Raw genomic sequence first — 24,139 nt, forward strand, 5'->3', positions numbered from 1 at the left:
TTTATATATTTAATAGGGCTTTAGCTTCAAAGGATTCTCCATTCAGTTGAATAGCGATATTTTGGTCTCCGTCCACAAAAATTTCAGTTCCAGACTGGCTTACCTGAACTTTAAAGATACGATTTCTAAAATTAACTTTAAAAGAATACGATTGCCATTCCGCTGGGATCTTAGGATCAAAAGAAAGTGTTCCATTCTTCACACGCATTCCACCGAAACCTTCAACGATACTCATCCAGGTTCCTGCCATAGACGTAATATGCAATCCTTCATGAACTTCTTTATTGTAATCATCTAAATCTAAACGAGAGGTTCTCAGATAAAATGTATAGGCTTGTTCCATTCTATCCAAAACCGCTGCCTGAATAGAGTGTACACAAGGCGAAAGTGAACTTTCATGTACTGTAAACGGTTCGTAAAAATCAAAATGTTTTTTCAATTCCTCTCTGGTAAAATGATCTTCAAAGAAATAGAACCCTTGCAATGTGTCCGCTTGTTTGATGTAAGGCGAACGCAAAATCCTGTCCCAAGACCATTTTTGATTAATTGGTCGTTGCGCTTTGTCTAAATTAGCTACAGACACCAATTCTTTATCTAAGAAACCATCTTGTTGTAAAAACACACCATGTTCTTCCGAATAAGGGAAATACATATTGTCGGCAACTTTTTTCCATTCAGAAATTTCCGCTTGTGACAGTTTAGCTTTATTCATAATTCGGGTATAATCAGAACCGAATTTTTGAGCTACATTTTCAATCTGCTGTACTGTATAATCAATACACCATTTGGCAATATAATTAGTATACCAGTTATTATTCACGTTATTTTCGTATTCATTCGGACCGGTTACACCCAAAATTACATACTTATTTTTATGCGTTGAAAATGTGGCTCTTTGATGCCAAAAACGCGCAATTCCGATTAACACTTCCAAACCTTTCTCCGGAATATACGACTCATCTTCCGTATAGCGTGTGTAATTGAAGATAGCAAAAGCTATGGCGCCATTTCTATGAATTTCTTCGAATGTAATTTCCCATTCGTTATGACATTCTTCACCATTCATCGTTACCATAGGATACAAAGCCGCTCCATTAGAAAATCCTAATTTTTCGGCATTTTCAATGGCTTTTTCCAACTGATTGTATCGATAGGCTAATAAATTTCTGGCTACGTTCTGATCTTTGGTTGCCATGTAAAACGGAATACAATAGGCTTCTGTATCCCAATAAGTTGAACCGCCATATTTTTCACCGGTAAATCCTTTGGGACCAATATTCAAACGCGAATCTTTCCCTGAATAGGTCTGGTTCAAATGAAAAATATTGAAACGAATTCCCTGCTGGGCTTTCACATCTCCTTCTATGGTGATATCGCTCATTTGCCAAATCCTATCCCAATCTTCAATTTGATTTGATAAAAGTGTTTCAAAACCTAATTGATTCGCTCTATCAATAGCATTTTGAGCTGCTTCGAATAAATTTTCAACTGCGTGATTCATTGAGGTTACATAGCCTCCGAACTTCTGCAAAACTACCGTTTGGTCTTGCCCTACAGAAACACTGTAACTCAACTGTACTTTTGATTCTTCCTGAGTAACTGCAGCAGGTTGCAAATTTAGATTTTCACCATCAAGAAAAACCTGATTATCCATAAAAGTAACTACTTCAAAATTAGTTTTTAAAGTATGTGACTGGATAAACCCTGCATTTTTATATTGCTTTATAGCATCAACTTTCCAGAATTTTTCTTCCCAGTTAGTATCTTTATTTTCAATTCCTGAATCTACATACGGTTTCCAAGTTACATTAACCGACTTGTTCAATGGCCTAATTTGGTAACGAATAGCTCCGACTTCATTCCATTCTAAAGACAAGAAACGCAAAACATTAACCTGAATTTCTACGTCGTTTGGTAAAACTGCCTGAAAAGAACGTTTGTACCAACCTTCTTTCATATTCAATTCGCGACGGAAATTGGCAACTGATTTACAAGTTTTCAAATCCAAATTTTCTCCGTCAATTTCTATTTGAATTCCAATCCAATTGGGTGCGTTTAGGACTTTGGCAAAATATTCGGGATAACCGTTCTTCCACCAACCCACTTTAGTTTTATCAGGATAATATACTCCGGCAATATAACTTCCTTGAAAAGTACTTCCTGAATAATCTTCTTCAAAATTAGCACGTTGTCCCATTGCTCCGTTTCCTAAACTGAATAAACTTTCTGAGGAACGTACATGAGCCGGCTCAAATCCTTCTTCTATAACCGACCAATTATCCGGTACTATATAATCTTGATTCATATTATTAGTATGCTTTTAGAACAAAAGCATTATTTTTTAATTAGTTCTTTTAAAAAATCTTCACTTATTTGTGTAAAGTTCTGAAAGCAAAATTGTGCTTCGTTCAAAACGTTTACTTCTCCAATTCCTATGCTGGTCATTTGTGCAACATTAGCGGCTTGAATTCCGGCAACCGAATCTTCAAACACAATGCAATCTGTTGCAACCGCATTAACTTTTTTAGCTCCTTGTAAAAACACTTCCGGATCCGGCTTAGCATTGGTTACATCATTTCCGTCTACAATAGCATCAAAATAGTGTAGCAAATTGGTCTTTTCTAAAATGGGTTTAGCATTTTTACTTGCCGATCCTAATACAATATTTTGATGATTTTGTTTTAAAAATTCCAATACGTTAACCACTCCTTTCAGTACTTCTGTTTCATTCATTTTTTCAATGAATGCTAAATACTCTTCATTTTTTTGTACCAGCCAAAGTTCTTTCTGTTCCTGATTTGCCTGAACATTTCCCCATTCCAGTATCAATTCCAGTGAACGCACTCTACTAACTCCTTTTAGTTGCTCGTTATCTTCATGTGTAAACTGAATTCCAATACTTTGGGCTAAGTTTTGCCAAGCTATAAAATGGTATTTAGCAGTATCAACTATAACTCCGTCCAGATCAAATATGAATGTTTTCTGTTTCATTTTAAACGCCTTTAATATCTTTAACTTTCAACACTAAAACTGCTGCTATCAAAAAACTCACACCACTCATAACAATAGCAAAAATTGCATGATCGTGGTAAACATATTTAACTAACGGCCCTCCGATCAAAGCATTAATAATTTGGGGAATAACAATGAAAAAATTAAAAATCCCCATGTAAACCCCCATTTTTTTAGGTTTAATCGATCCTGCTAAAATTGCATAAGGCATAGCCAGGATACTAGCCCAAGCTATTCCTACTAAAATCATTGAAAAAACAAGTGATTCTTTATTAGGCATAAAATACATAGATATCAACCCTATACCTCCTAAAGCAAGTGATACTGCATGAGTCTTTTTTCTACCTATTGCTTTAGCTATAAGCGGAAGTGCAAAAGCAATAACTGCTGAAACTGCATTATAAACACCGAATATAATTCCTACCCAGTCTCCTGCATTTTGAAAATCAGCACTTTTTGTATCTTCAGGTGCTAATCCATAAATGTGTTGGGCAATAGCCGGTGTGGAAAAGACCCACATTCCGAATAGCCCGAACCAAGAAAAGAATTGCACCCAACTTAGTTGGCGCATTGTCTCCGGCATTTTAGCAAAATCAGAAAAAATATCAGAAAGTTTAGCTTCTTTCACATCTTCATCCAGTGCATTTTGATGTTCTTTTTCATCTTGAAATTGCATCAATTCTTCCGGTGAATACTCCTTAGTTGTAAGGATTGTTATTAAAATCGTTCCAACTAAAACCACCGCACCGATAATAAAAGAGTAAATCAAGTTTAAAGGCACTGCTGATGATTCTGTCGATTGATTGCTAACATCAAACCAATTGTGCAAAACATAAGGCAACCAAGAACCGATTACGGCACCTATTCCAATCAATGCTGTTTGTACACTAAACCCTAAGGTGTGCTGGTCCGATCTAAGATTATCGCCAACTAATGCCCTAAAAGGTTCCATGGCAATATTGAATGAAGCATCCATTATCATCAACATTCCTGCTCCTACCCATAAGGCTGGCATAAATGCAATAAAAATTTCAGCTTGCGGCATTAACACAAGTCCTATTGAAGCTAACAACGCTCCTGTCAAAAAATAAGGTTTTCTTCGTCCGAACTTCGACCAAGTATTGTCACTATAGTGACCAATCACAGGCTGAACAATTAACCCCATCAAAGGAGCAATGATCCAAAACCATGATAACTCATGGACATCGGCACCAAAAATCTGAAGTATTCTGCTGGCATTTGCATTTTGCAAAGCAAACCCCATCTGAATTCCTAAGAAACCGAAACTCATGTTCCAAATTTCCCAGAAACTTAACTTACGCTTTTCCATTATCGTAAATAATTTATCGGTTCAATACGATAAGCGCATTAAATGCTTATCAAAACTTAAAAATGTAGAAGTGAAATATAAGCTTTGATATCACAAATTTATTTTTTTAGCCTATTGCTAAACTATTTTCAAGAGAAAAATTTCGGCTACACAAAACAAAAAATAACATAATATATTGAAAAACTGATAATTACAAAAACTATTTCGTTTTCGTAGAATCACGTAAAATCAAATTAGTCTCAATAACTTCCGTTTTGTATTGCTCTATAATTTCTTCTTCATAATCATATTCTTCTTCATTTTCCAACCTTTCAATCAACATCTGAGCTGCTTTTCTCCCCATCTTAATACCATTCTGACTGACCGTTGTAATTGTTGGTGTTGAATACTTAGAAATAATACCATCCGTAAATGCGATAACTTCTAAGTCCTCCGGAACATTAATATCTAAACTTTTAGCTATCTTAATAGCTACCACAGCAAATAATTCATTTACTGCAAAAATCGCATCTACTTCCTCATTATTTAACAAGTAATGTATTTTTGTATTGCAACTATCTATATCTTCAATCTTAATAATATACTTATCTTCCACTTCAATACCGTGAGTCTCCAAGGCTTTAATATAGCCGTCCGTTCTCAATTTACCGACACTTACATAATCTACAGTTGTAATTAATGCTATTTTTTTAGCACCACCTTCAATTAAAAAAGAAACAGCATCAAAAGCAGCCGAAAAGTCATCGATGATCACTTTGTCTGTAAAAATTTCATTCGTTACCCTATCGAACATCACTACCGGCATTCCCTGATTCATTACTTCCATTATATGATGGTAATCTGACTTTTGTTGGGTCTCTTTGGAAAGAGACATAATAAAACCATCAGTACTGCCATTTGCCAACATCTCTAAGTTAATCACTTCTTTATCAAAAGATTCATTTGACATACAGATGATAACATTGTAGCCTTGTTCATTAGCAACCTGTTCAATCCCTGTAATTACAGTTGCAAAAAAATGGTGAACTATTTCAGGGATTACGACCCCAATTGTTTTCGTTTTTTTATTTTTTAAGCTTAACGCAATATTATTAGGCTTATAATTATACAATTTTGCAAAAGCCTGAACTTTCAGGCGAGTATCTTCACTTATTTCGGGGCTATTTCTTAACGATTTTGAAACTGTTGATACTGAAACATCTAATTCTTTAGCTATTTGTTTTAAGGTAACTTTTCGTCTCATGGTATTTTTAACAAGTAATAATTTTTGAATAAATGTAATCTATATTTTTCACTATCACAATTTTACACGCAAAAATCGAGCTTTTCATTAAAGTTTTCAACACGAAAACGTTTTCGCAAGGTTGTTAATCGAATTTCATTTTGGAAAACGTTTTTTTTACATAATTTTAACATTAGAAGTGAATATAAGCGAATAAAAACAATCGTTTAACCTAATATTTTTGTATGAAAACACTGCAAAAAAAGTTATTACTTTTATTACTTATCTTACCCATAAGTATGTTTGCACAAAACACCTTAAAAGGAGTTGTTTTAGATAGTGGTTCGCAACAACCGCTGCCGGGTGTAAACATTTTAGTAAAAGGCACGTCAAATGGTACTACAACTGATTTTGACGGAAACTTTACCCTAAACAATCTTAAAAAGAATGACATTTTAATTTTGAAGTACATTGGCTTTAAAGAAGTAACTTATACTTACACAGGTCAAGACAATGTTACAATTACCATGACAGAAGACCTTCAACAACTTCAGGATATAGTTGTTATAGGTTATGGTACTGTTAAGAAAGAAGACGCAACGGGTTCTGTAAGCACAGTTACTGAGAAAAACTTTGTTAAAGGACCGGTAGTTGCTGCGGATCAGATGATTCAAGGAAAAGTTGCCGGAGTACAGATCACCAATGGTGGTGGAGCACCCGGTGAAGGAGCGACAATCAGAATTCGTCAGGGGTCTTCTCTGAGTGGAAATAACGACCCTTTATTTGTAATTGATGGTGTTCCTGTTGCAGCAGACAACACAGGAGGACGAAATCCTTTGGCTTCTATTAACCAGAACGATATTGAAAGTGTTACCGTTTTAAAAGACGCATCTGCTACTGCTATCTATGGTTCCAGAGCCTCAAACGGGGTAATCATTATTACCACCAAAAAAGGGAAAAGCGGGGAAATGAAAATTAATTACAGTGGAAATGTTTCTTACAGTAGTATAGCAAAAAAAGTAGATGTTTTAAGTGGTGACCAATTAAGAAGTTATGTTAATACTTATGGAAACACCAACCAACAGGCACTTTTAGGTACAGCCAATACGAATTGGCAAGAAGAAATCTATCGCGATGCAATTGGTACTGATCACAACATCTCTTTATCAGGAGGTAGTGACAATATCACGTACAGAGCTTCAGCCGGTTTTACTGATATGGATGGTATCTTAAAAGAAGACAATTTCACAAGAGCTACAACCAGTGCTTCAGTAGTAGGCAACTTTTTTAATGAACATTTAAAAATTGAAGCTAATAACAAGACTTCTTCCATGCGTAATAACTACAGTGAAAGGAGTGCAATCGGATCTTCATTAGCTTTCGATCCAACACAAAACATCTATAATTCTGATGGCTCTTATTTTGAATGGAACCAACAATTGGCCAGCAGAAACCCAGTAGCTTTAATTAATCAATCCCATAATTACGGAACTGCTTTCAGAAGCTTAGGAAATATTCAAGCAGAATATAAATTACATTTCTTCCCAGACTTAAAAGCTGTTGCTAACTTTGGCTATGACTATACAACAGGGAGAAGCTATGGAGGGTATGGATATGACAGCAATTATTATTATACAAATGCTTCTGCTGAATATGACTACACAAATGATAGTAAAAACAGATTAATGGATTTGTACTTAAACTATCATAAAGATATTGATGCCATTAAAGGTTCGGTAGAATTAACTGCCGGATATAACTATCAAAATTTTGATTATATCAACAATGGTGGCTATTCTGTAAATATTGCCGGAGTAGAATCTGTAACACCGGCTACAAAAACCGGTTATAACCTACAGTCTTATTTTGCCAGAGGGATCTTCAACTTTTATGATAAATATGTATTAACAGCAACTATCCGCAGAGACGGAACTTCAAGATTTGCTCCTGAATACAGATGGAGTAATTTCCCTTCAGCAGCTTTAGCCTGGAAAATCGATAAAGAAAAGTTCTTAGAAAATGTTTCTTCTATCTCTTCACTGAAACTTCGTATAGGTTGGGGTATTACCGGACAGCAAGACATAGGAAAGCTGTACCCTTCATTACCTACCTACCTTAGCTCTGATAACCAAGCTCAGTATCAAATAGGGGACACTTTTTATACAACAGTAAGACCACAAGCCTACAATTCTAATTTAAAATGGGAACAAACCGAAACCAGAAATATAGGTCTTGATTTCGGGCTAATAAAAAACAGAATTACGGGTAGCATAGACCTATATGAGAAAAGAACAAAAGACTTAATTGCATATGTTCCTAACCCTGCATTCTATGGTTTTTCTAACTATGATTATTATAATATTGGTAAAACAAAGAATCAAGGTATTGAAATGGCTTTAGAAGCTGTAGTTGTTAGTACAGATGATTGGAACTTTACTGTAGGAGGTAACATGACGCTACAAAACTCTAAAGTAACCGGTTTAATTGACGGAGCTCCTGACTTTGGAATCTCAACCGGAGGTATTACAGGAGGTATTGACAATCAAGTACAAAGAATACAGGTTGACTATGCTCCAAATGCTTATTATGTATATGAGCAAGCTTATGATTCAAATGGTCAACCAATTGACGGCGTATTTGTAGACCGAAACGGAGACGGACAAATAACTACTGATGACCGTTATTTCTATAAAAAACCACAAGCTGATGTATATTATGGTTTCTATACTAATTTAAGCTACAAAAACTGGGATTTAGCTATGTCTTGGAGAGGAAGTTGGGGTAATTATAACTATTACAATGTTGATTCAAACTTAGGATGGAGCAATCAAATTCTTATTAGAGATACCGACTTAGGAAATGCTACGACAGAAGTACTGGATACTAATTTTAGCTACTCAGGATCAGAACGTTACTTATCAGATTATTACATAAGAGATGCTTCATTCATAAGAATGGATAACCTGACTATTGCTTATAATTTCAAAAATTTCTTAGGCTCAAAGGCGAATGCAAGATTATCATTAGCAGGACAAAATCTGATCTTAATCACAGATTATAAAGGAATTGACCCTGAGGTAAACGGAGGAATTGACAATACAATTTACCCAAGACCTAGAATGTACACATTCGGTTTAAATGTAAACTTTTAAAAAAAATCACTATGAAGAATTTAAAATTAAAACTATTAAGCTTATCTTCTTTGTTATTCTTATTCCTTACTGTTTCTTGTACTGATGAATTAGACACAAAACCTGAAGGAACTGAACAAACAGCAGATGAATTATTTGCAGATCCTAGCTCATATAAAAGCTTTTTAGCTAAACTTTATGCCGGTCTTGCAACGACTGGTCAGCAAGGGCCTGCAGGACAGGGAGATGTTGCTGGTATTGATGAAGGATTTAGCTCATATGTCAGAAACCTTTGGAATTTTCAAGAATTGACAACAGACGAAGCAATCATAGCATGGAACGATGCTACTATAAAAGACTTCCATTGGCACACTTGGACCGTTTCTGATGGTTTTGTAAAAGCAACTTTTTACAGATTATCCTACCAAATTACAAACTGTAATGAATTTTTAAGACAGACTACAGATGAAAAATTAGATGGTAGAGGTGTAACAGGTAGCTTAAGAGATGACATCAAAACTTTCAGAGCAGAAGCTCGTTTTTTAAGAGCTTTGAGCTACTGGCACATCATCGACCTATTCGGAGGTGCTTCTTTAACTACTGAAGATTCTCCTACTCAATATTATTTACCGGACTATGCTAACAGACAACAACTATTTGATTTTGTTGAAAGTGAATTAACCGGAATGGAAGCGGATTTGAAAGAACCTAACAGCAATGAACAATTCAGAGTTGATAAAGCGGCTGCTTGGATGTTAAAAGCGAAACTGTTCTTAAATGCTCAGGTTTATGTAGGAACAGACAGAACTCAAGACGCTTATACTTATGTAAATAAAGTAATCAATGAAACCAGTTATTCTATACACAGTAATTATTCTCAACTATTTTTAGCTGATAATGATACTAACGGTGCTCAAAATGAGTTCATCTTTGCTGTAGCATTTGATGGTTTACATACTAAAACATACGGAGGTACAACTTACCTGACACATGCTCCGGTTGGAGGTAGTATGGATGCTTCTGAATTCGGTATTAACGGTGGTTGGGCAGGATTGCGAACTACTTCTGCATTTGTTGAAAAATTTGACGGAATGGATAATGATACCAGAAAACAATTCTACACTTCAGGTCAAACATTAGAGATTAACGATGTGGGAAGTTTTACCGATGGCTATGCAATTGCCAAATGGAAAAATGTAGACAGTATGGGCAATCAAGGGTCAGATGCTTCGGGAGATTTTGTTGACACAGACTACCCTATGTTCAGATTGGCTGATGCTTACCTAATGTATGCAGAATGTTTCTTAAGAGGAGGTGGCGGTGATGCTACAACAGCTGTGGGCTATATCAATGAGCTAAGAGAACGAGCTTACGGAAACACTTCCGGAGATATTACAGCTTCTGACTTGGACTTAGATTTTATCTTAGACGAACGTGCAAGAGAATTACATTGGGAAGGCCACAGAAGATCTGATTTGATCCGTTTCGGAAAATTTAGCGGTAGTTCTTATTTATGGCCTTGGAAAGGAAATGTGGCCAATGGCGCACCAATCCCTTCTTACAGAAAATTATTCCCAATACCACAAGATGCAATTATTGTAAATCCGAATTTAATTCAAAACCCTGGTTATTAATTTAATATTAAAGATATATGAAAAATATAGTTAAATCATTATTTGTTTTATTAAGTGTCTTTGCTATCTCATGTAGTACTGACGATGTACAAGACAGACCTGTTATACAAGGTGTTGACGCACCTGTTTTAACTGCTCCTGAAGACGGAAATACTTACACATTACTTCCTGAAAATATGGATGCCTTAGCAGAACGTTTCGTTTGGACAGCGGCTAATTATAATGGTAATGTAGCTATAAACTACTCCGTTGAAATGGATCTTACCGGTGGGGATTTCTCAAATGCTCAAGTATTGGGAGGAACTTCAAGTGATCTTCAGGCTCCGGTTACAGTAGAAACGTTAAACAATGCTTGCACAGCTCTAGGTGCAAATCCTTATGAAGCTAGTAGTTTTGATGTAAGAGTAGTTTCTTCGGTAGGAAGTAACAGTACTGCTTATTCGCCAATGGTTTCTAATATTGTAACTATAGTTATTACTCCTTACACAACCGAAAGTCCTAAACTTTATGTAATCGGTAATTTCCTAAGTGGCAGCGGATATGGTGCTGATTGGACGCCGGATGCCAGTTTACCTGCTTTAGCTTCTTCTGGTTATGGCTTAACTGATTTTGAAGGGTATGTATATATGAATGTAACAAGTCCTGAATTCAAATTATTACCAACTAACAGTAGTTTTGATGGCGATTACGGTGATGACGGAACCTTTACAGGTGCTTTACTTCAAGATGGTGAAGTTAACGTTCAACTATCTGCGGGAAGTTATTATAAAATAAATGCGAACACTACAACAATGACATACACAACTACAGCGACTCAATGGGCTGTAACCGGTTCTGCTACTACTTTAGGCTGGCCTGCCGGTCCTGATGGTACTGATGGTCAGGATGTAGATTTAACTTATAATACAGCAACAAAAAAATGGGAAGTTATCACAACTCTTACAGGAGGTCAAGAATTAAAATTCAGAGCAAATAATGCTTGGACATTGAATTATGGTGATGATGGTGCTGACGGATCATTAAATGAAGGAGGAGCAAATATCACTATTGCGACAACGGGATCTTATTTAATTGAATTAGATTTAAGCAATCCGAGAGAGTATACTTATACTTTAACCGCACAATAAAAATTTTCAAGGGCTAACCAAAAGTTAGCCCTTTTTAAACTATAAGAAATGAAAAAAATCTTTACCTATTTTTTCTTTTGTATCACAGCCATTTCATTTGCGCAACTCTCATGGCAGGGAGGGACTAATCCTGACCAGAATCAATCTGCAACCCTACTATTTGATAAAACCGGAACCGGTTTAGCTTCATATTCAGGAACTATATATGCCCATACCGGAGTAACTTTAAACGGAAGTGCTTGGCAAAATGTAATCGGGAACTGGGAGATAATACTGCGCAACCCTCGCTAACTTTAGTCTCAGGAAACATCTATAAATTGGACTTAACGTCTACCATTGAGAATTTTTATTCTGTAAGTTCAGGAACCATATCTAAAATCAATATTGTTCTGAGAAGTGCAGACGGAACACAGCAAACAGCGGATTTAGAAATAAATGTAGGCTCTTTTCAATCTACATTAATCTCTCCTTCAGAAAACAGTACAACCATTTTAAACTCTGGTGATAATCTAAGCATCAGTGCTTCGAACACTAACGGAAATGCTGATTACACGCTATTGGCTAACGGAGTTAGTCTTAATACTTTTACCGGAAGTACTTATAATTATACTGACACTAATATCACAACCAATAAAAACTATGAGTTACAAATTACTCAAGGTGGTATTACACAATCAAAATACTTCTCTGTTGTTATCAATCCCGGAGTGCTCTCTGAGAACCTTCCTGCAAATACTGTGATCGGTATCAATTATGACAACAGTGATACTACTAAAGCAACTTTAGTACTGAATGCTCCCGGAAAAGAATTTATTTATGTAGCCGGAAGTTTTAACAATTGGCAACCTTCTTCGGCTTATGCCATGAAAAAAGACCCATCTTCGGATAAATTCTGGATCGAATTAGTCGGTTTAACTCCCGGACAAGTATACACTTACCAATATTGGGTATTCGACACAACTCCTACAACTAATTCACAAATATTAGTCAAAACGGCTGATCCTTGCTCTACTTTAGTTTTATCGCCTTATGATGATCCTTACATTCCATCCGGTTCATTTCCTGATCTGGCAACAACTTATGCTTATCCTGCCGGACAAGAAAGGGAAGTTACAGTTCTTCAAACCGGACAAACACCTTATAACTGGCAAGTAACAAACTTCACAAAACCTTCTAAAGACAACTTAGTGGTTTATGAAGTTTTGGTACGTGATTTTGATGCAGACAGAAACTATCAGGATCTGATTGACAAGGTAAACTATTTCAAAAATTTAGGAGTCAATGCTATTGAATTAATGCCTGTTATGGAATTTGAAGGCAATGAAAGTTGGGGATATAATACTTCCTTTCACATGGCTTTAGACAAATATTATGGCACATCTGATAAACTAAAAGAATTTGTTGATCTCTGCCATCAAAACGGAATTGCCGTTATTCTAGATATCGCTTTTAACCATGCTTTCGGTAGAAATCCTATGGTTCGCATGTGGATGAACGATCCTGACGGTGACGGTTGGGGTGGTCCGAATACCGACAATCCTTATTTTAATACCATTGCCAAACATTCCTATAGTGTAGGAGAAGATTTCAATCATACTTCTGCAGACACTAAAGAATATGTAAAAAGAACGGTTCAGTATTGGATTGAAGAATTTAAAATTGACGGTTTTCGTTGGGACTTAACGAAAGGTTTTACACAAGCTTGTACAGCCAGTGATGAAACTTGTACCAATGCTTACCAACAAGATCGTGTAGATATCCTTAAAGATTATGCTGACTTTTCATGGAGTATTGATCCGGATCATTATGTGATCTTTGAACATTTAGGAACGGATGCTGAAGAACAACAATGGGCTAACTACCGTTTAAATGAAGGAAAAGGCATTATGATGTGGGGTGAAATGTTCTACAACTACAGTCAACTGGCTAAGGGATACGCTACTAATGCTGATATTACCCGAATGGGACATGTAAGCCGTGGATTCTCCGGTAAACGTTTGATGGGATATCCGGAAAGTCACGATAAAGATCGTTTAATGTATGAAGCGGTTACTTATGGAAATGGTGCAGGATCTTACCCTGTTCAAGGCAACCTGACAAATGCTTTAAACAGAATGGCTTCCTTGGGAGCGGTCAGTTTATTAATCCCGGGGCCTAAAATGATCTGGCACTTTCAGGAGTTAGGAATGGACGATTCTATTTACACTTGCACAAACGGAACTGTAAACAGTGAGACCGATACTACAACCGGAGATTGTAAACTATCTACTAAACCACAACCACAATGGGTGGAAGATTGGTTAAATGATGCGATAAGAGGCGCTATCTATACAAAATACTCTAAATTAATTCAATTAAAAACCACTGAGCCTGTTTTTAACGGCGATTACGCCATCAGTCCGGATGCTAATGCTATTAAACCTCGTATTTACATCTATGATAATAGCTTACCGGCTAGCAGTTTGAAAAATGTAGTGGTTTTAGCAAACTTTTCAGTTGCTGACCAAAATGTCACTCCAGACTTCCCTTATACCGGAACCTGGTATGACTTAATGGATAATACCCCAATAACGGTTAGTAGTACATCTGCTCAAATTTTAATTCCATCCGGACAGTTTAAAATATATGGAAATCAACCGGCGACTTTAACTGCTGAAACTTTTGATCTAGAAAATGAGTTCGCTCTTTACCCAAATCCGGCAAAAGAGAGTTTTTCAGTTTCTTCATCAGCCGATTCAATTGAAATCTTTTCAATTACCGGACAAAGCATTCTGAAACAGTCTAATATAGAGGCAAACCAAGTAATTGCTGTCGCTAATTTAAAATCCGGTGTTTATCTGATTAAGATCACCAAAGAAAATAAATCCATTACTAAAAAACTGATTAAAAACTAAATTTGGGTTAGTTTTATAAGTTTGAGGCACCTTCGGGTGCTTCTTTTTTTATACGAAATAGACAACAATTTCGTTTCTTTACAGTATGAAAAAAATTTTTCTGTATTTCACCTTTTTATTACTGCAAAATACTTTTGCCCAAAATTTTCATTTAAAGATCAAAGGACAAAATAATACAGAAACAAAAACTATTGACAGTATAGGTTATGTTAATACCTTTGAAAAAGTCAGTGAAATTGTTGAGCACAAAAAATCCTTTGAAAACAAACTAACGCTTCTAGGCTATTATCAAAAAGAGCTTCTCGAACAACAAAAAGTAAATGACAGTTCTTTTCTTTTGGTTTACCAACTTGGTAAAGCAATTACCGAGATCAATATTAATTTCAATACACTTTCGGATAACGAAAAGGAACTTATTCACGAAACAAGCGATACTATAACAATTCCCACTTCCGAAATTGAAAATTGGATGAATGGCAAACTGGCACTCTTAGAAAAAAACGGATACGCTTTAGCCAAACTGCAATTGCAAAACGTTCTTTCCCGAAAAAATACTTTACAAGCTACTTTATTTTTCAGTGCCGGAAGCAAAAGGACTTTTAATGAATTAGTCATTATAGGCTATGATAAGTTTCCTGAAAACATTAAACGCAATTGGAATAAAAAGCTAAAAAAAAGAGATTTCAACCAAGAACTGGTTGAAGAAATTTATAATGATTTTTCTGAATTCCCTTTTGTAAACCAAATTAAATATCCGGAAATCTTATTGACTCAGGACAGTACCAAAGTGTATGCTTATGTTGAAAAGAGCCGACCAAATAAGTTTGACGGTTTTATAGGCTTTGCTAATGATGCTGAAAAAAGTAAAATCGTTTTTAACGGATATCTCGATCTTGCCTTGCAAAATATTTTCAATTCGGGTGAAAAGTTTAACATCTATTGGCGAAATGACGGGAATCAACAGACTTCTTTTAATTTAGGCACAGAACTTCCTTACGCCTTTAAAACAGCTTTCGGACTAAAAGGAAATTTAAAGATCTTTAAACAAGACAGCACCTTTCAAAATACCAATCTGGATTTAAATGTAGGTTATTATTTTTCCTATAACAAAAAAGCTTTTTTGGGGTATCAGAGTACGAATTCCGTTGACATTCAAAATAGTAATTCCGCATCTTTGCAAGATTTCAACAGTAAATTTTATACCTTAAGTTTTGAATATATCAAACAAGATAAAAATTCTGTTTTATTTCCCGAAAAAACCAATTTCTTTCTGAAAACCGGAATCGGTAACAGAACCTTAACTGCTGAGACAACTCATCAGATATTGGGACAAATGGAAATCAGTCATAATCTCTACATCAATGAAAAAAACAGCATCAATGTAAAGAACCAAACGTTTTATTTAGATAGTAACAACTATGTTGTCAACGAATTATTCCGGTTCGGAGGAATTAATTCCATCCGAGGTTTTAGGGAAAACACATTACAAGCCAGCTTGTTTTCCGGAATCTTCACAGAATACCGATATATTTTAGCTTCCAATTTATTCGTTAATTCTATTATAGATTATGGATATATGCAGGATAAAACAGCTGATATTCGGGAAAATTTATTAGGCTTGGGCTTTGGTTTCGGACTGGCTAGCCCGAATGGCTTATTCAGTTTAGTCTATGCAAACGGTTCTACAAAAGAACAGACTATAAAACTCTCTAACTCTATTGTTCATATTAGTTTTAAAACTAATTTTTAGCCTAAAAAAACACCAAAAGTTTTATTTCATTTTATTCTTTTTCCTTCGCCAATCCCATTCCTCGATTAATCCTCCACTTACAGATATTTAAAATAGAAAGAAATACTAAAAATAACTACCTTTGTCCCCATGGAAAAAGGACAACAAATATTTGGTATTCGTGCTATAATTGAAGCCATTCAATCAGGAACTGAAATTGATAAAGTTTTTATTCAAAAAGATTCTCACGGCGAATTAATGCGTGAATTGTTGAAGGTCCTCAAAGAACACAATATCAATTATGCTCAGGTTCCTGTTGAAAAATTGAACAGGTTAGGCAACCGAAACCATCAAGGAGCCATTGCTACTGTTTCCCCTATTTCCTTTCAGGACCTGGATGAATTGATCGTGTCCCTTTCAGAAGCTGGAAAAACACCTCTTTTTTTGGTTTTAGATGGGGTTTCCGACGCCCGAAATTTCGGAGCAATTATCCGAACGGCTGAATGTACCGGAGTTCACGGAATCATCATATCCAAACAAGGTAGTGCCCCTGTAAACGGAGACACTGTAAAAACAAGTGCCGGCGCCGTTTTTAATGTCCCTATCTGTAAAGTAGATCATATTAAAGATGCTGTATTCCACCTACAAGCTTCCGGAATCAAAACGGTAGCTGCAACTGAAAAAACCCATACTGATCTGTACGAGGTTGATCTTAAAGAGCCCGTTGCTATTATTATGGGAAGTGAAGACAAGGGTGTGAATCCTTCTGTTCTTAAGGTTGTAGATGAAAAAGCTAAATTACCTATGTTTGGCACTATCTCATCTTTAAATGTATCTGTTGCCTGTGGTGCCTTTTTATATGAAGCTATTCGCCAACGATCATAAAGAACATGAAACCGGACGACGTTAAAATAAATTTTCGCAAACCGAATTATGAAGTTTCAGATGAACTTTTTCGTTATTCGGAAAAGTATGGACGAACTACACAAACCCGCGTGTTGTATGATGATCTATTACGCTTTTCCGGCTATATCAGTTTAGAAGACGAGCAAGGCAATGATACTTTGTGGTTACGCGTTTATTATCCGGAATTTGAAAGAGCCGAGATCGAAGCCAGCTTAAATAAAATTTATACTCTTTTACATTCCGATGGCGATGAGGAAACACTGCCATTTCTTACTGTCGATTCTATTGATTATTGTACTTTCGGAAACTCTAAACCATTTCGGATTAAAGTTCGTAATATCCTGAATGACAATTTCACCAATTTTTACATCAAAAAAGCCGATGCTTCCCGTATTTACGGATTGGAACTGGAAGAAATACTTTCTCCCAACCGAATCAATTTTTTGATCCATAAAGATACTTTAATAGAAGAGCATATTATAGGTGTTCCCGGAGATGTCTTCATACAAAAAATGCTGCCCAACTGCACGGAACTGGAAAAAGCTCAAATTGCCAAAGAATTCGTGAAATTCAATGAGCGTTGTTTCTTAGGGTTATTAGGAGATATGCGTTCGTACAATTATGTGGTTATTCCCATTCACGATTTTGACCATGTAGTCTATAGAATACGTCCCATTGATTTTGACCAACAATCGTACGAGGGTAATTTAAAAATTTATTTTCCTCAGTTTTATAAAGAAAACTTTCAGATGGTCAAATTAGTTATGGATAAACTAAAGCCTAATTCGGTTGAGCAGTATCGGAAAGAAGTTCGATCAGCTACTGTAAAACGTATTTTGGGACTGGAAAACCGCTTGGAAGAATTATTAGCAATCATGAGAAAAGAAGAAATTGCTCCGAAAGAACATGTTGAAATGTTAAAAAAAGCACTTCAAAAATACACCCATGATATACACTTTAAACAATGTAATACCATGGGCGATATTGTGTCAACCGGAATTGAACTACTACTTAAGAACTATAAAAATTATTTTTAAATCCGGAGAATTACCTTTTTAAACTAAAATGGCTTCTGAACTCTTTCATCTCATTATTTGCCGGATCTCTGTAAATCAATTTAAACCAATAATCCGTTGAGGGTAACTGATGGCCGTTATAAATCCCGTCCCAACCCAATGACATGGTACTGATTTGTTTCAGTAATTTCCCGTAACGATCAAAAATATAAGCAGTTGCATCAGGTTGACCTTCTAACCCAATAAGTTGCCAATTATCATTATATCCGTCACCGTTAGGCGTGAAAAATCTCGGGTAATTCAAAACAATTACCTTAACACTAATTACCTCTCCACATCCGTCAACACTCTCTACATAAATTGTATGTTCGCCACCGGGCACATTGGTAAAGTAACCATCGTATTGTAACAATCCATTATCCATCCAATAAACAAAATTACCTGATCCTGAAGCCTGTGCAGATACTACGGCTTGGTCTGAAAATTGTCCTGCAATTACATCTGCTGTTAGTGAAGTAGGTCCTAATGTTGTACACTCAACATCCACATCCGTACATCCGGGACAATCCGGATTCGGATCGGGTACATCTGAACTTACGGCAACAATATTTGTTAAATTACCGGTAAACTGAACAGGGATATCAATGGTAACTTCATAACTAACAGATTCACCTACTGATAAAACGACTATACTATCATTCAAATCACCTATACCGATCTGTCCGTTCCCTTGCCAACTCATATCCGTTATTCCTGTCGGAACCGGATCGGAAACCACAACCTGAGTTGCATCACTCGGACCGTTATTAGTAACCGTAATGGTATAAGTAGTCGTTGTCCCTGAATAGTACATGGTTTGATTATTTGTTTTTACAACTTCTAAATCTGAAAGATACTGAATAGCAACCACTGTTGCATCTTCATCTGCTGCAGTACTTGGATCATCTGATACAATAGCCATTGTTCCTCCTTGCGGAGCATCTGCAGTAGCTATAGCCTGATTTACCACTTCCCCTGCCTGAATATCAGCCAAAGTAACCGTATGCTGCGCCGTTACCGTTACACTTTCACCCGGGTTCAAAACTGAAATTGCACTAGGGCTTATACTACCAAGATCAGCATTATTATCCGTAACCTGAATGTTATTAATTGCTATCTGTCCTGTATTTTCCAATACCAGTTCATATTCAATTACATCTCCGATATTGTAATAAACTGAAAACTGGGATTCTTTCGAAAATTGCAGATCCGGTGTCGGATAATCAGCTATTGCCTGAGAACTATTATTTGACTGGTCTGTATCTGTATTTGTCCCTGAAATCTGGGCAATATTTGTATGGTTTCCTGTAGGGTTGATTGTAACAGTAACTAAAAGTGTTTCTGTTGCTCCGAAATCTAAATCTCCGACGGTCCATATTCCTGCAACAGGGTCATAACTTCCCGCACTGGCAGTATAAGACACATACTGATATCCATCGGGAAGCAGATCAGTTACCTCAACATTAGTATCGTTACTCAACCCTAAATTTGAAGCTACTATTTGGAATACTGCCTGGTCTCCTTGAGCTGAGGCAACTGTTTTATTTACTTCTAAATCACTACAAGGATTGATCTCCACATACACGGGAGCCGATAACTGAGTAACTCCACAGGCTCTCTCCCCTCTTACTGAATAATTTCCTGTTTCAGTAGCCACATAAGTATCTGACGTTGCCCCTGCGATCAATTGTCCGTCTAAAAACCATTGATACGGATCCATCCCTGAAGTTGTGGTCAAAGTTGTTGAACATTGATCTACGGATAGTTCTGCCGGAGGACTCGGACTGTCGCTAAAGGCTGAAAAGAACCCTGACATAGAAAAACCGGTTCCTTGCTGTACGATACTTGTGGTAAGTCTTGCCAGAGATTCAATATGAATACTCAATGGGTTTCCGATGTTATTATTATTAAAACGTATCATATAAAATCCGGTACTTCCTAAAGCTACTCTAGGGACTCCTGTCAAAGTTTCTATATCCTGACTGTTCATATAAACAGGTTCTGTCAAACTTTCTATGAGTATATATCCGAAATAAGGCAGATCACCATTTGCATAATCTATAAACTTTCTGGTAATTACATTAGTTGTTCCTGAACAACCACCTATTGGCATTACCGTAGAAATATCTGTTTCACAATCCACAGCCGTTCCCGAATAGACAATAATAGGATTATTTGACACTATGAACGAACTTGAATATTGATTATTACTGTCACCATGATGTACTGTCTGATAGCTTCCGGCATTGGCCAGATTGTATGTAAGCGGTGTACTTATCTGTTGTCCGGAAGCATTAAAATTTGTGATTTGAACACTGGTTCCGGGTTGAGTGGCTACAATAGTTGTCTGTTCCGGATCATTTGCTCCTGCACCTGATGTTCCGCTACCTCTCACAACTATATACTGCTGACCAAGTACATTAACCGGTGCGATTTGATCTACTGTTCCGTCTTCACCATTTCCTCCGCATGTTTGAGGAGTATCTCCGTAACTACCCACATTGACCACAACTGCTTTATCTGCTGTTAATAAAGCTCCCATTGCCGCAGTAAACAATCTACTCTGTCCGGCATTTAGTGATGTCATTACTACTCCGTTTAAAGTTACTGTTGTATTATCATTTATTGCCATTACAGAATAAATAGGATTTCCTGTTGCTAATCCGGTATAACTACTTCTATAATATCCCAACCTGAATTCTAATCCGCGTCCCTCATCTCCGAAACTCACTAAAGACGCATTTCCTTTTATATTCAGGTTACTGGTTCCTGACGTGTCGGATGCAATATTTCTCATATTTACCAAAACCGGAGCCGAAGCCGAAACTATTAAACCTCTATCAGAATAATTAGTTCCTGTGTTATTCCTCGAAAGCGAATTGGCTGAACCCAAAAACCTATAAGACACAGGATTATTAGCTGTTACATTAAATGTTGTAATGAAAGTTCCGTCGCTTTTTCTTAATTCCACACTAACTGTCCCTGCCTCTTTTGTCGATACAACAATTTCATTTGCATTGCTCCAATATTGCCAAGGTGACGGAGCGATGTAATGCACTGATGCATACTGTGCAGTCATACAATATGACGCCATAAAAAAGACAAATAAAAATATTTTCTTCATTGATCCTTTTGTCAAAAGATTAGTATGCTTTATTAACATAAACCCAACCCGTAAATTTATTTCCGTCACTTGTCATTATGTAATAATAATATGTAGCATCGGGCAAATATTCTCCTTTATCAGATTGTCCTTTCCATTGATCTGTATACTGTCCGTTAAATTCATATACAACCTTCCCGTATCTGTTAAAAATAGAAAGCTTTTCTACGTTCAAGCCTGTTAAATCAAATGAATCGTTTAAACCGTCATTATTCGGAGAAACACCTCTGGGAATACTACAAAAAACAGAGTTAACCAAAAACTGATCCTGGTACTGGCATCCGTTATCATTTATATCGATAAAAAATGTAATTCCTCCTTCAGGTATTGAATATCCGGGATTTTGAGCTAAGTAATCAGTTACATTAAAACTATTTTGCTCAGATACTGTTATATTATCACTATCCGTCCATGAGTACAAAGCTTGATCTGTAAAATCTCCCTCTACAAGAAGCCAATAGCTAACTCCTTCACACCCTCCTGTAATCGTATAGGTTGCAGGTTCATTTACCGTAACAACTATTGGTGTTCTTGGCCCTTCACAAGTAGAAGCTCCCGATGATTGGCTTACATAATAAGTTGTCACCCCGGTAAAGAAGTATCCGGTATCGGAGCGCTATTTAAAGCTGTTCCACCATCTGAAACATCATACCAATTTAAAACATATCCTGCTAAAGCTGTTGCTTGCAGCGGAACTGCTGTTTGTCCAAGGCAATATGTAACATCTTCGGCTTCCGGAGCCGGAACAGTATTCCCTGAGAAATTTATTTCCAATGTACTGGAACAATACAACGTTGTCCAATCGTATCGATAAATTCCCGGTGCAGCAAAACCAGTAATCAACGGAGTATTCGAATTTACATCATCAATAGTCGTCGAAGACGGATTATCAGAATGAGCCACCCAAGTACCAACTCCGGCAGCAAGAATCAACGAAGCTGAATCCTGATCACAATCTAATGTCATCGGATTATCTGACAAGATTCCATTATTAGCTGTAAAAGTAACAGCATCTAAAAAATTCCCTACAGTAATTCCCCCTGCTGCACTTATTGCCTCAAAGATAAAACGTGTTTGGGTTTGTCCGTTAGGAACAGTATAAGTTCCTGTATAATATTGCCAATCACTATTTCCGGTAGTCGCTGTAAAAATTAAAGTATAAGGACCACCCGGAGGTCCGGCATATAAGCCGCAACTATCCGTCCCCAAACGTCCTCTATGAGCAAAACCGAAATTAAATACTGTAGAAACAGGGGTATCAAAATCCTGATACACTCCTGAAGCTTCATTTGCATTCAATTCTATGAATTGATCTCCCGAATAGGCTGTTACCCCTTGAAAATTATTCCACATTTCGATTACTTCATCAGAAGCTGTGGTTCGCCATCCTTGTATTTGATTATGATTATACCAGCCCGTTCCTCCTGAGGGAAATGAAGGGGTTTCAAAATCACTATTGATCGTATCAATTAAACATTCTAAACTATTATTACTTCCTGAAATATCAGGTGTACTGACACAAATATCAAAAGTAGTTGTATGAGTTGTATTGGTATCATTAATTGAAGCTCTTATATAATAAGTTTCTCCTATAGTAAGCCCTGTAGCTGTTATGTAATTCACTGAACTACAAAAAACCTGTGTTAAAGAATTACAATCGTTCCCTTCATAAACCGTTAATACAATCGGTAAAGGAGCCCCAGCAAAATTTGACAATGAAATTATATGTGTATTAGCAGTTGCCGTAAAATCAAACCAAATATCTCCTGTATTGATAGCACCACAATAATTAGGTTCAGGTGATACCGTTGCACCTAAAAAAGCTCCCGGTGCCACTTGTGCACAATCAGAACCGGAATTAACCGGAATAGTTGTTGGCGAAGAACAAGTATCGTTGGCTACAGGAGTATAATAATTAAACGGACCTGACCAAATGCTATATTCTGTTCCTGAGCATACGGCTCTTACATAAACATCATATCCTGTATTAGGAAGGAGGAAATTAGCGTAATAACTCATCTGATTTACACTTACTCCAGACACTCCGCTTCCCGGTGCCGGAGCACCTTCTGCCTGAATTATGATTTCCCATTGCGTTTCACTTCCTAGAGAACTCCAGACAAAATCAGCTGATGTAGGGGTTCCGTTTATAGCACTTAATGATATGGGAGGAGGACAGTTTCCTAAAAGGCTTGCTGTTACAGCCAAAATGTTAGCCACTCCGCCTGAAGAAGTCTTAGTGAATTCGAGAGACTGGATTGATTTTCCGTAATTACTTCCGTCAATCGCAATATCAAGTTGGTAAAGTCTGGGATTATTTGCCGGATTTTGTACTGCAGCAGTATTTCTGTTAATACGTCCCATGTTCCACAGTACAGTAGGCAAAGCTGTTGAATTATACCAATCCGGGATAGAAAGCCCGGTAAATATCTGAGTGGTATTATCTGTAAATGTAATTACACCTGAAACAGTCGAAGAGCCATCTCCTGACGTCACCAGAACAGCGACACTCAAAGCTGCCTCGGGATTAGAGAATACTAATGTACCACTTTGATTTTGTGTCCCTAAACGCAATGAATTGTTAGCTGAAAGTGAATTTAACTGAAAAGTTAAATTTGCATCATTCATACTTGTAATCAATCCATTGGAAGAAATAGCATTAGGGTAAGTAGTCCCTCCTGCCGTTTGTTGATAATCATTTGAAAGCAATGCCCAATTAGAAGCATCTATACCCGCAGTACTTGAGCTTAGTGGTGTCCCTACACCATTAGCCACTACATCTGCATTAAACCCGGATGAAACAGACAATGGTTGGTATTGTTGAGCAACTACCTTTGATTGAATAATCAAAAGTAAAAGCAGAAACAGACAATGAAATATTATTTTTTTTCTCATTATGATTTAGAGTATTTTGGAGATTAACTTAATCAGATCAA

At 36.6% G+C, this 24,139-nt stretch carries 15 protein-coding genes; 8 read left to right on the forward strand and 7 right to left on the reverse strand.

All coding sequences use genetic code 11. The annotated features are described in order from the left end of the window. Position 1 precedes the first annotated feature (1 nt). From DI487_RS04005 to DI487_RS04020, 4 genes are all read right to left on the reverse strand, one after another. A complete protein-coding gene (locus DI487_RS04005) occupies positions 2 to 2,305 on the reverse strand; it encodes a glycoside hydrolase family 65 protein (protein ID WP_109568519.1) in 2,304 nt (767 codons plus the stop codon). Positions 2,306 to 2,334: 29 nt separating this feature from the next. Continuing rightward, on the reverse strand, positions 2,335 to 2,991 hold the full coding sequence (gene pgmB, locus DI487_RS04010; RefSeq protein WP_109568520.1) for a beta-phosphoglucomutase: 657 nt from the start codon (positions 2,989 to 2,991) through the stop codon (positions 2,335 to 2,337). A 1-nt stretch (position 2,992) separates the two neighbouring features. Continuing rightward, positions 2,993 to 4,342 (reverse strand): MFS transporter, encoded by a 1,350-nt coding sequence (locus DI487_RS04015; protein ID WP_109568521.1) that lies wholly within the window; start codon positions 4,340 to 4,342, stop codon positions 2,993 to 2,995. Between the two features lie 199 nt (positions 4,343 to 4,541). Beyond that, positions 4,542 to 5,585 (reverse strand): LacI family DNA-binding transcriptional regulator, encoded by a 1,044-nt coding sequence (locus DI487_RS04020; RefSeq protein WP_109568522.1) that lies wholly within the window; start codon positions 5,583 to 5,585, stop codon positions 4,542 to 4,544. Positions 5,586 to 5,809: 224 nt separating this feature from the next. Here DI487_RS04020 and DI487_RS04025 point away from each other — a divergent pair, with 224 nt between their 5' ends. The 8 genes from DI487_RS04025 (at position 5,810) to DI487_RS04060 (ending at position 18,022) form a co-directional block, all read left to right on the forward strand. Beyond that, positions 5,810 to 8,716, forward strand: coding sequence for a SusC/RagA family TonB-linked outer membrane protein (locus tag DI487_RS04025; RefSeq protein WP_109568523.1), 2,907 nt, complete (start codon positions 5,810 to 5,812; stop codon positions 8,714 to 8,716). Between the two features lie 11 nt (positions 8,717 to 8,727). After that, positions 8,728 to 10,329, forward strand: a complete 1,602-nt coding sequence (locus tag DI487_RS04030; protein ID WP_109568524.1) for a RagB/SusD family nutrient uptake outer membrane protein — start codon at positions 8,728 to 8,730, stop codon at positions 10,327 to 10,329. Positions 10,330 to 10,346: 17 nt separating this feature from the next. Beyond that, positions 10,347 to 11,456, forward strand: a complete 1,110-nt coding sequence (locus DI487_RS04035; protein ID WP_109568525.1) for a SusE domain-containing protein — start codon at positions 10,347 to 10,349, stop codon at positions 11,454 to 11,456. A gap of 48 nt (positions 11,457 to 11,504) precedes the next feature. Next, on the forward strand, positions 11,505 to 11,747 hold the full coding sequence (locus tag DI487_RS04040; RefSeq protein WP_109568526.1) for a hypothetical protein: 243 nt from the start codon (positions 11,505 to 11,507) through the stop codon (positions 11,745 to 11,747). After that, the gene (locus tag DI487_RS04045) at positions 11,696 to 14,350 is read left to right on the forward strand and encodes an alpha-amylase family glycosyl hydrolase (protein WP_317046263.1); all 2,655 of its coding nucleotides are present in this window, start codon (positions 11,696 to 11,698) and stop codon (positions 14,348 to 14,350) included. Before DI487_RS04040 ends, DI487_RS04045 begins: the two co-directional genes overlap by 52 nt. Positions 14,351 to 14,435: 85 nt before the next feature. Further along, positions 14,436 to 16,100 carry a BamA/TamA family outer membrane protein gene (locus tag DI487_RS04050; protein ID WP_109568528.1) on the forward strand — a complete coding sequence of 555 codons (1,665 nt, stop codon included), beginning with the start codon at positions 14,436 to 14,438 and terminating at the stop codon, positions 16,098 to 16,100. Positions 16,101 to 16,229: 129 nt separating this feature from the next. Continuing rightward, positions 16,230 to 16,964, forward strand: a complete 735-nt coding sequence (gene rlmB, locus DI487_RS04055; protein ID WP_109568529.1) for a 23S rRNA (guanosine(2251)-2'-O)-methyltransferase RlmB — start codon at positions 16,230 to 16,232, stop codon at positions 16,962 to 16,964. A gap of 5 nt (positions 16,965 to 16,969) precedes the next feature. Beyond that, positions 16,970 to 18,022, forward strand: coding sequence for a hypothetical protein (locus DI487_RS04060; protein ID WP_109568530.1), 1,053 nt, complete (start codon positions 16,970 to 16,972; stop codon positions 18,020 to 18,022). 10 nt (positions 18,023 to 18,032) lie between these two features. On the opposite strand, the gene DI487_RS04065 is transcribed toward DI487_RS04060, so the two are convergent. From DI487_RS04065 to DI487_RS04075, 3 genes are read right to left on the reverse strand one after another with little or no spacing between them, the layout of a single operon-like run. After that, positions 18,033 to 21,164, reverse strand: a complete 3,132-nt coding sequence (locus tag DI487_RS04065) for a T9SS type B sorting domain-containing protein (protein WP_170108168.1) — start codon at positions 21,162 to 21,164, stop codon at positions 18,033 to 18,035. A 19-nt stretch (positions 21,165 to 21,183) separates the two neighbouring features. Further along, the gene (locus DI487_RS04070) at positions 21,184 to 21,789 is read right to left on the reverse strand and encodes a gliding motility-associated C-terminal domain-containing protein (protein WP_109568532.1); all 606 of its coding nucleotides are present in this window, start codon (positions 21,787 to 21,789) and stop codon (positions 21,184 to 21,186) included. Continuing rightward, the gene (locus tag DI487_RS04075; protein ID WP_146193359.1) at positions 21,786 to 24,098 is read right to left on the reverse strand and encodes a hypothetical protein; all 2,313 of its coding nucleotides are present in this window, start codon (positions 24,096 to 24,098) and stop codon (positions 21,786 to 21,788) included. Before DI487_RS04075 ends, DI487_RS04070 begins: the two co-directional genes overlap by 4 nt. Positions 24,099 to 24,139 lie beyond the last annotated feature (41 nt).

The sequence above is a fragment of the Flavobacterium sediminis genome (assembly GCF_003148385.1).
In the GTDB taxonomy this organism is placed as follows: domain Bacteria; phylum Bacteroidota; class Bacteroidia; order Flavobacteriales; family Flavobacteriaceae; genus Flavobacterium; species Flavobacterium sediminis.

Excerpts from the sequence above, each read along its gene's own strand:
- DI487_RS04005 (WP_109568519.1), bottom strand. The coding sequence starts at position 2,305 with ATGAATCAAGATTATATAGTACCGGATAATTGGTCGGTTATAGAAGAA.
- pgmB (WP_109568520.1), bottom strand. The coding sequence starts at position 2,991 with ATGAAACAGAAAACATTCATATTTGATCTGGACGGAGTTATAGTTGAT.
- DI487_RS04015 (WP_109568521.1), bottom strand. The coding sequence starts at position 4,342 with ATGGAAAAGCGTAAGTTAAGTTTCTGGGAAATTTGGAACATGAGTTTC.
- DI487_RS04020 (WP_109568522.1), bottom strand. The coding sequence starts at position 5,585 with ATGAGACGAAAAGTTACCTTAAAACAAATAGCTAAAGAATTAGATGTT.
- DI487_RS04025 (WP_109568523.1), top strand. The coding sequence starts at position 5,810 with ATGAAAACACTGCAAAAAAAGTTATTACTTTTATTACTTATCTTACCC.
- DI487_RS04030 (WP_109568524.1), top strand. The coding sequence starts at position 8,728 with ATGAAGAATTTAAAATTAAAACTATTAAGCTTATCTTCTTTGTTATTC.
- DI487_RS04035 (WP_109568525.1), top strand. The coding sequence starts at position 10,347 with ATGAAAAATATAGTTAAATCATTATTTGTTTTATTAAGTGTCTTTGCT.
- DI487_RS04040 (WP_109568526.1), top strand. The coding sequence starts at position 11,505 with ATGAAAAAAATCTTTACCTATTTTTTCTTTTGTATCACAGCCATTTCA.
- DI487_RS04050 (WP_109568528.1), top strand. The coding sequence starts at position 14,436 with ATGAAAAAAATTTTTCTGTATTTCACCTTTTTATTACTGCAAAATACT.
- rlmB (WP_109568529.1), top strand. The coding sequence starts at position 16,230 with ATGGAAAAAGGACAACAAATATTTGGTATTCGTGCTATAATTGAAGCC.
- DI487_RS04060 (WP_109568530.1), top strand. The coding sequence starts at position 16,970 with ATGAAACCGGACGACGTTAAAATAAATTTTCGCAAACCGAATTATGAA.
- DI487_RS04065 (WP_170108168.1), bottom strand. The coding sequence starts at position 21,164 with ATGAAGAAAATATTTTTATTTGTCTTTTTTATGGCGTCATATTGTATG.
- DI487_RS04075 (WP_146193359.1), bottom strand. The coding sequence starts at position 24,098 with ATGAGAAAAAAAATAATATTTCATTGTCTGTTTCTGCTTTTACTTTTG.